The organism is Methyloglobulus sp. (genome assembly GCF_046714055.1).
In the GTDB taxonomy this organism is placed as follows: domain Bacteria; phylum Pseudomonadota; class Gammaproteobacteria; order Methylococcales; family Methylomonadaceae; genus Methyloglobulus.
In genome coordinates this window covers 1-7,659 of record NZ_JBKKBJ010000092.1, presented here as the reverse complement: position 1 = coordinate 7,659, position 7,659 = coordinate 1, and the positions used below count along the sequence as shown (strand labels likewise).

At 49.5% G+C, this 7,659-nt stretch carries 8 protein-coding genes; all 8 read right to left on the bottom strand.

Annotated features, from left to right (window positions below):
• Nucleotides 1-362 precede the first annotated feature (362 nt).
• The 8 genes from ACLQ6D_RS05705 to ACLQ6D_RS05670 all read right to left on the bottom strand — a co-directional run bounded on the left by ACLQ6D_RS05705 (nt 363) and on the right by ACLQ6D_RS05670 (nt 7,517).
• Nucleotides 363-500, bottom strand: coding sequence for a hypothetical protein (locus tag ACLQ6D_RS05705; protein ID WP_411726321.1), 138 nt, complete (start codon nt 498-500; stop codon nt 363-365).
• A 94-nt stretch (nt 501-594) separates the two neighbouring features.
• Nucleotides 595-2,328, bottom strand: coding sequence for a hypothetical protein (locus ACLQ6D_RS05700; RefSeq protein WP_411726320.1), 1,734 nt, complete (start codon nt 2,326-2,328; stop codon nt 595-597).
• Nucleotides 2,329-2,533: 205 nt separating this feature from the next.
• The gene (locus ACLQ6D_RS05695) at nt 2,534-4,078 is read right to left on the bottom strand and encodes an alkaline phosphatase PhoX (protein ID WP_411726319.1); all 1,545 of its coding nucleotides are present in this window, start codon (nt 4,076-4,078) and stop codon (nt 2,534-2,536) included.
• Between the two features lie 252 nt (nt 4,079-4,330).
• Nucleotides 4,331-4,588 carry a helix-turn-helix domain-containing protein gene (locus ACLQ6D_RS05690; RefSeq protein ID WP_411726318.1) on the bottom strand — a complete coding sequence of 86 codons (258 nt, stop codon included), beginning with the start codon at nt 4,586-4,588 and terminating at the stop codon, nt 4,331-4,333.
• The gene (locus ACLQ6D_RS05685; RefSeq protein ID WP_411726317.1) at nt 4,536-4,901 is read right to left on the bottom strand and encodes a recombinase family protein; all 366 of its coding nucleotides are present in this window, start codon (nt 4,899-4,901) and stop codon (nt 4,536-4,538) included. The genes ACLQ6D_RS05690 and ACLQ6D_RS05685 overlap by 53 nt, the downstream gene beginning before the upstream one ends.
• Nucleotides 4,902-5,017: 116 nt before the next feature.
• A complete protein-coding gene (locus ACLQ6D_RS05680; RefSeq protein WP_411726316.1) occupies nt 5,018-5,365 on the bottom strand; it encodes a TniQ family protein in 348 nt (115 codons plus the stop codon).
• A gap of 6 nt (nt 5,366-5,371) precedes the next feature.
• The gene (locus tag ACLQ6D_RS05675; protein WP_411726315.1) at nt 5,372-6,217 is read right to left on the bottom strand and encodes a TniB family NTP-binding protein; all 846 of its coding nucleotides are present in this window, start codon (nt 6,215-6,217) and stop codon (nt 5,372-5,374) included.
• A gap of 49 nt (nt 6,218-6,266) precedes the next feature.
• On the bottom strand, nt 6,267-7,517 hold the full coding sequence (locus ACLQ6D_RS05670) for a transposase (protein ID WP_411726314.1): 1,251 nt from the start codon (nt 7,515-7,517) through the stop codon (nt 6,267-6,269).
• Nucleotides 7,518-7,659: the final 142 nt, after the last annotated feature.

The following is a 7,659-nucleotide window of genomic DNA, read 5'->3' as shown; positions in this document are numbered from 1 at the left end:
CGCCTTCAGAGTAACGGTAAAAACGGTAAAGCCATTACTTGTGCCGCTATGCGTAAGTTAATTCATATCGCCTTCGGCGTCATCAAATCTGGCAAACCTTTTGATCCTAACTATGCCATCTAAATATTGCTTGCTTTTAGGTGGGCAAGACGGTATCTGCCGGGGTGACGGCGTTTGAAGAATTCGTGGGATCATCACCCGTCTTGATTTTCTCTGAAGCTTGTACGTAATCAGGTAAGGATATATCCTGGTGGCTAAAGCTTTGGATACCCACTAGTCCATTATCCCGGACAACTTATCAGTGAGTTCACGCAGTATCAAACCTGTTTGTTTATGGCAAACTGGCACAGCAGCAAGGCTTTTTATATTAAACGAAACAATTCTTTAGCCAATAACTCGACACCCCAGGACACCAGCAGGCACAAAACCGTCAATGCGAATGCCAAGCTAAACAGGTCGTGTTGTTTGAACCAGTGTTTGTTGAATGTTGGTTTGCTCATGACATAGCCCTCTTTTTAAATCACCAATAGGCTTATATTGATAGGGGCAGGTTAAAATATGATGACACTTGCATGAAATTTTTATGACAGCTTATTATTTTTGTATTTCGAGTCGGTAAGCCTCAATCATGGCTTTGCCGGTGCTGGGCAGTGTGGATGCAAGATACAAGGTATTGTCATAAATTAACGGCGCTGAAAGCTGGCGTCCGGTCCCTAACAAGGGATGTTCAATCATTACGGCACCATCTTTTACCCGGATGCCATACAATATGCCGGGATTGCCGATATCAACAGTCCAAACAATCGCATCTCCATCCTTACCTAGAGTTGAAATGACAGGCAGCGAAGGATGACTCCTGAATTTCTGTACCGCTTTGCTGCTAAACGGATCAGGAAACTGCCAGAATCGCTGCAATTTGGGCTTGCCTTCTTCCAACACAACCTTTAACGCGACCAGACCCGCCGGATGGGTGTTATCCGGGATAAATGTGGGGATCACCACCACAGGTTCTTCATTGATATAAGTGAGCGCAGGTTGGGTGACGATCATCCCCATCCAGCCTGCCTTACAGTCATCAGCCAGCGTTCCGCAAACATCGACAATTTGCAAACGGTCATATTGGGTGCCGAGATGCTTGGCATCAATCAGGTAAACAGCGCCTTCTTTGCCCGGCTGCACGAGGACGGAATAGCCGCTTTTCAGTGTGGCCTTAACGGGTGCGCTGGCACCCAAATCATAATCCATCCAGGCCAGGCATTCCCAGAAGGTCTTGTTGTTGCATTCGCCACTGACTGGCTTAAGAAACGCATTAGCCGCTACCAACCGGGGAATGAACAGGTTTTTGCAAGAATCAAGGCAAGCGCTCTCCGGCTGGCTAGCATTAAAGTTTTTGCACAAATGTTCATCGCAACCAGGATCAAATTGCAGGCCTGGCTGCATACGCATAATAGTATTGGCATAATCATGGCGGGTGAGATCGACTTGCCCATTGCCGACAGGAACAAACAACTCAAAACTGTCTTCGGTCGGATAAAGTTGTGGGCCTGCCGGTGTCCAGATACCGCCTCCGCATATCATTTCCTGAGTCCCGGATTCGATGGTGACCGGGCATTCAGCTTCCGGTGTCGTCAACAGCACACTGCTTATCGCCCACTTTGCTCCCTGTTGCTGCCAGGCATCCATGTCGATTTCAAACAGCCAGCCGTGAAAGGGCTGGGTATCCCCAGCATTGCCAAAGGCAGCGTAGAGTAAACCCCACTGAGAACCCGCCTTCTTAGCATGTTTGAGGGCGGAATGGGAAAAAGCCGTCGGCGGATTGAATTTTACGGTTGCAACACCATCAGCAGTGGGTTTTTCAGCCGATAACACCAAGACCGGAAAAGTCTCGTCCAACTTTTTTTGAACCAGGTCAATCACCGCCAAACGATGGCTGGTACGCACCCCTTTTTCAAGACATTGATAAAGAATGACCAACTTATTGCCTATAATGACCGGGGTTGAAATAAGCTGGGCTTGTTGGCCTTCTGGTGTTGGCGCATTAATTTGCCATTCCAGCGTTCCTGTCTCGCCATCCAGTGCCACAACCACACCATTTGAGTCGGGCACAATGACAAGAGGACGGTCCTGAGATAAATCAAGCAATGAGTTGGCAATAATGCTTTCATCAAACGTGACAGACGACTGGGCATCCGCAGGGAAAAGCCTTGCCGTCTTATAAGATTCCGGATTTGCGGGTTCGGCTAGACAAATAATAGTGAAATAGCTGGCTGACACCAAACTCGCCACTATTGCGATGGCAATAAACAAATGGCGGACTGCAAGTTTCATGAAGATTACGTCCAAGCACTCAATTCCGAAGCTGAAATTTTAATGCCGGACTATGACGGAATTATGACAAAGGGACGGATCAACTCTCTCCAGCCGTCCAAGCCTAATGATAAGCTGAGCAAAAAAAAGGCCGCCATCAACGCTATTAACTGGCGACCTTCGAGTACTACCTTGAGGAGGGTAGGGCTACTGACCTATCATCATGCTAATGATGGTGCTTTTTGATTTTAAACCCCGTGATCTTGATCAGGTCGTCAGTGGCATAATCATCGTTATTGGTACAGTCTGTGCCGGCAACACACGCTGTATCGCCACTGTGTTGAATATGCACATAAGCCGTTTTACCGTCACCGGTGAATGCAAAGCCGGTAGGTTCGGCGCTGCTGTCACGAACGGACAGGATTTTTACACAGCCGTCAGTTTTGATGTCTCGATCGCCGCCATCAGGTAAACACGCCCATACATCACCGAAAGGATTATCTTCGATCACATACATATTGCCGGTGACAGGTTGGAAAGCCAGGTTGTCAGGCTGGTTAAGATCGGCATCGCCTTCTACCGCGCGGTTAGCGACAGCCACTGCGTAGCCTTTAGACTCTGCGCTGTTGGCAAGATAGGTCAAACCAAATGAGTTTTTAGTGTTGTCAGTACCTGTTTTTTCGCCCGTGCCTTCCGGCAGCGTGTCGATCAAGCAAGCCACCTCACCATGATTGCTGCCGCTATTGTTACCCGTGTTGGTCCAGCAAAACTTGATGCCTGCGCCCATGTACATGGGGTCAAAATGACCGTCTTCAGGACGATAAAAGCCAGTTGCGGAGTTGGCGTAAGCTGACGTGCGCAAGTTGCTAGGATCAACTTTTACCCAGGCACCTTCGCCGATTTCACAGCCTTGTCCGAACTGCGGGAAGCTGCTGCTGGTCCTGGCTTGGCAAGAGGCTTGATAGGCATAGATATTGCCCGCAACCAGGGGCGACTGGCTTAAGTTGATGACAGGCGTACCGTTCCACAGCACAGCAGGAACAAACTTGAACAAGCTGCCGCCGTCATTGTCAGCACCGCCAGTTCCCGGGCGTTCTTCGTCGCCGTAATAAACAACACCTTTTTCGTTCAGATCGAGACCTTCCCATGCCAACTTGCCTACTGCGCCGCGATATTCCACTTGTCCTGTCACCGGATTGCCTGCATTGTCAGTCGTAGCGCTTGCGCCGCGAGCAACCAATGTTTGTTCAGTCGTAGCCAACGGATTAAGGATTTCATACAGACCGCCGTCATCAGTTTCTTCTGTGGCAACGATAGTGTTCCAGGGTGTGCGGCGGATACCGTCACAACCGGTCATGCCACGCAGAATTGTCTTTACTTCACCGGTAGCCAAATTGACCGTTTGTACGGAAGGGTTCAGTTTGGGTTGACCCTGTACAACGGCAGAGTTGTCGGCTTCGATGCAGGTGACGATGTGGGTAGGCTTAATGTCGCTAGGCCAGAAAGCCATCATATCGGAGTTCTGGGCTGATTTGCGCGTGACAATCTTGGCATGCAGGCCTGGCGCCAATTTAATCAAGTTCGATGCTGATTGCGTGGGAACTCTCGGCACGGTCACGCTTTCAGAAGCATCTAGTGGGCTGACAATGCCAAAGTATTGGTTTGCGTGGGCCTTTAAATAATGCTGGACTTTCATGCCGAAATCGTCCGCCGCAGTTGCGGCACCCGGCACTGCCAGGCTTATAGCCAAAGCAACTAGTGATTTGTTCATAGTGTATTCTCCTGGTTTAGGTTTTTAGTCAGGCTAATGATTGAAGCCACTGCCCCAAGTGAGGCACTATAAAGTCCTCTTATTAAAAACTAATGACAGTTTGGTGAAGATTTTGTGACCACGAACCGGATAGTGACCACTGATTCAACATCATTACCACTACGAGAATGGCCTGTGTGACTTTTCTAGGTTGGTGTCAGCAGATTGTCAAAGCCGATGTCAGCAGTAAGCTGGGGCTGCGCTTAGTCGCTGTCAGAGGGTGGGACGTATGACGTATGTGCCGATTGCGCGGTATAAAGTAGCATGATGACAGTTTAGGATGTGGGCAACATCCCGCACGGAGATTCCCTCGTCGCGAAGCCGATGCCCAAGCGCAACCTGTTCGGTGCTTAGTTTCGGCGGACGACCAAAGCGTACGCCTTTTTCCTGAGCAGCAAGACGTCCGGCGCTGGTTCGCTCAGCAATAAGAGAGCGTTTGAATTCGGCGATGCCAGCAAAAACGGTCAGCACCCTCTTTCCTGATGGGCGAGGTCGTGTCTGCCCACGGTTCGCCACGTGATCGCAAGCCAACACCGGCACGATTCAAAATCTCCGCCAACTCCAGCAGGTCTCGTGTCGCACGGGCCAGTCTATCCAGACGAGTCGCCACGAGCACGTCGCCTTCACGCAAATGATCGAGCAACTTATTTAATTCCGGTCTTGCCCGTTTGGCACCGGATATTTTTTCTTCGTAGATACGTTGGCAGCCAGCGGCACGAAGCGCCGAACGCTGGTTGTCGAGGTGTTGGTCGTCGGTCGATACACGGGCGTAACCTATCAACATGGGTGATACTTCAAAAGAATGTCGCGAAAATGTACCATAAATAAAGCTTTTTGCACCATAGTTTTGCGACAAGGGGAGGCTTGATTTTATCTGTGCATGCCATGCTGTCGCCTAATTTAGGAATTTTGCGAAAAATTTCGATTAAAGAAACTTTCAAATTTGGCATAATTTTCAGGAACGGCTAAGTATTTTTCAAGATCCTTCAATAAGCGATTAAATAGCCGCCATTGGGACATTTGTTCCAGTTGACCAATAGGAATGCCAGTGTCCTCAGACAGCCGAGACAATATTTCGGGTGAAGGTTCCTTGAATTGTCGTGTTTTGCTATCAGCCCTGGGAATGCCAAGCGCATGTAGGCAAAAAGATTCGAAACTTACGCCGTAAGTTTCAGCAAGCCGACGGACATATCTTTCCGAAGTTTCATAGTCATAAGGCTTTGGGTGCAACGGCCATCTTCTTGGCATTAACCGTCATCGCAGTTCCCGTTCAACTATCCGACGGCGAACGCTCGGAGGATTATAATCGGTGTTATCCATTATTTCGGAGGCGATACGTTCTTCTCCCTGCATTAGTGCTGTTGTGGTTGCGCCGGTAAGCAACGCGAAAATTTCACCAATCGTACCTTCTGATCGCCGTAATACCTGTTCAGATAAAGGTTTTGCCGATAGCTGGGAAGGTCCCCTTAAAGGCAATATAGTTTCAAAACTGGCAAGCAAACGTGCAAGTTCCAAACCGGATTCCCATAGTGGCAGCAATACGGGATGGAAACGGTTTTCTAGTTGATCGTCGCTACGTATTGCCAAATATGCTTCACGGATGCCTAAGCAGACAATAGGAATCCTCAAGTCGTTGCCAATATAGCGGAGCAGGTTTAACATTTCGCGTTGCCGTCTCGCGGTTGCGCTCAGTAAATTATGCACCTCGTCAATAATAAGCATACGGACACCGACGGTACGCATGAGCCGTAGGGTCAACGTTTCGCGCATAATATGGTGCCCAAAATAGCCGACGGGTGTACCAAGCTCAGTGAGCAGGACAGTGTAAAAACGGTTATTGGTTGCTTCGGGTGGCATTTGCACCTTAAGGACCGGAATAATTTCATTATTACCCTCATCGGAATGCCTTTGTGGATGCAACCTCACGAATTTTTCTGCAATCCTGGTCTTGCCGTTATTGCTTGGGTTGACGATGAGGAGGTTTTGTGGTCGGAGCTTTCCGGGTTCGTTCGTATAGAGTGCTTCGGGTTGGCCGAGCATTTGGTTGGCACGGGTATAGCCAATCCAACGCCCTACATTGAGATGGGTGAGCCGTTCCATGCTAGGCAACAGGGCTCAGTTTTTGTTTCAGGATTCAGGTGATTCAAGCCTACCACGGCTCTATATCCTCAAATGGGCTGACTGGCTCGGTGTATTCTTGTGAAGTTGGTGGTTGCTTTTGGTTTGCCGGATTCTCGGATGTCAAAACAGCTTGCCGTCGTGTCCGGTTGCGGCGGGCTGTGCGCGTCATTGTTTCGGCATTGCGCTCGATTTCACGCATTTCATCAATCGCGGCAAATAGGCTGTTTTCGTCAATTTTGTCTCGCCGTTGTTCATGTAAGCGTTTACGTGCCAATTTATGTTCCCATAGGGTGATGGGGGGTCGCGACAACATCCGGTATGGCACTACAAAATAATAATTATTCTCGGCATCAAATACATAGATTTGTGATAGGTCACGGGGATCGCGGCGGATCATCAAAGAGCCTGGCTCTTTTCGTAAGCGTATCCAAGGGCGCAGTGCATCACTATAATAAGTGATGTGATCGATGATGATGCCATCGCGTTGCAATGAACGCCGTACTACAGGCAAAAAGTCAATTAAGAAAGCGCGCGGGTCACGCGGCATTGGAATAGTTTTGCCGGCATGGGCCATTGCCTGGAGACCTTGTTCATAGCGATACAAGGGTATGTCTTCGTCCATCCCTTCATGCGGTTTCAGGTGGTAATACTTGGTTATCGCTAGCGCTAGCCAGTGTTCAAGTCCTTCGAGCGTCAGGCACGAGGTCTGGTCGCTGTCATAATCGCCCCGATGATTCGGGTTTGAAAATGTTGTTCCAGGCAATTCATGTGTCAGCGTCATTAAAGTGCCGATGACGCGTTCAACGATCCCGCCAAAATGCGGTTGTCCTGGCGGTCGCCATTCAATCTCTATGCCATGTTGTTTGCAACCACGTTCAAAGGCGGCTGAATGAAATTCAGAGGCGTTGTCAACCCCAATACGGCAGGGTTTTCCCACAATCGGCCAGCTTGCGTCAATCCCGCGCTGTTCCAGCCAGGTTTGTTTGTCGCTGACGACCATCGTCAAACAAAACCCAACACCTGTTGCCGATGGAGCTTCCAGGGATAGATAGAAACCGGCAATACAACGGCTAAAAACATCAATTGCGATGGTTATCCAAGGACGGCCTATCGGTAGACGGTCAATCGGATCGACTATAATCAAGTCAACCGTGGTATGGTCTATTTGTATCCAACCAAGCGGCGTATCAGATACTGGCGTTTTTCCATAAATTGGCTTGGCTTCTGGGTGTCGCTCGCCATATAGCCTTTCCGTCCTGTTTTCAGTGACACTAAGCAAGCTGGTAGGTGTCTACCAGTGAGAACGGGGCATGCACCTGCGGACTACGGATAAACCGGCCCCAACATTCGATGTCCACCGCTTTGGTTTCGGGCCCACAGGTGCGCTTGGGGTCACTAACGAACACTCAGGGCTTGCCGTC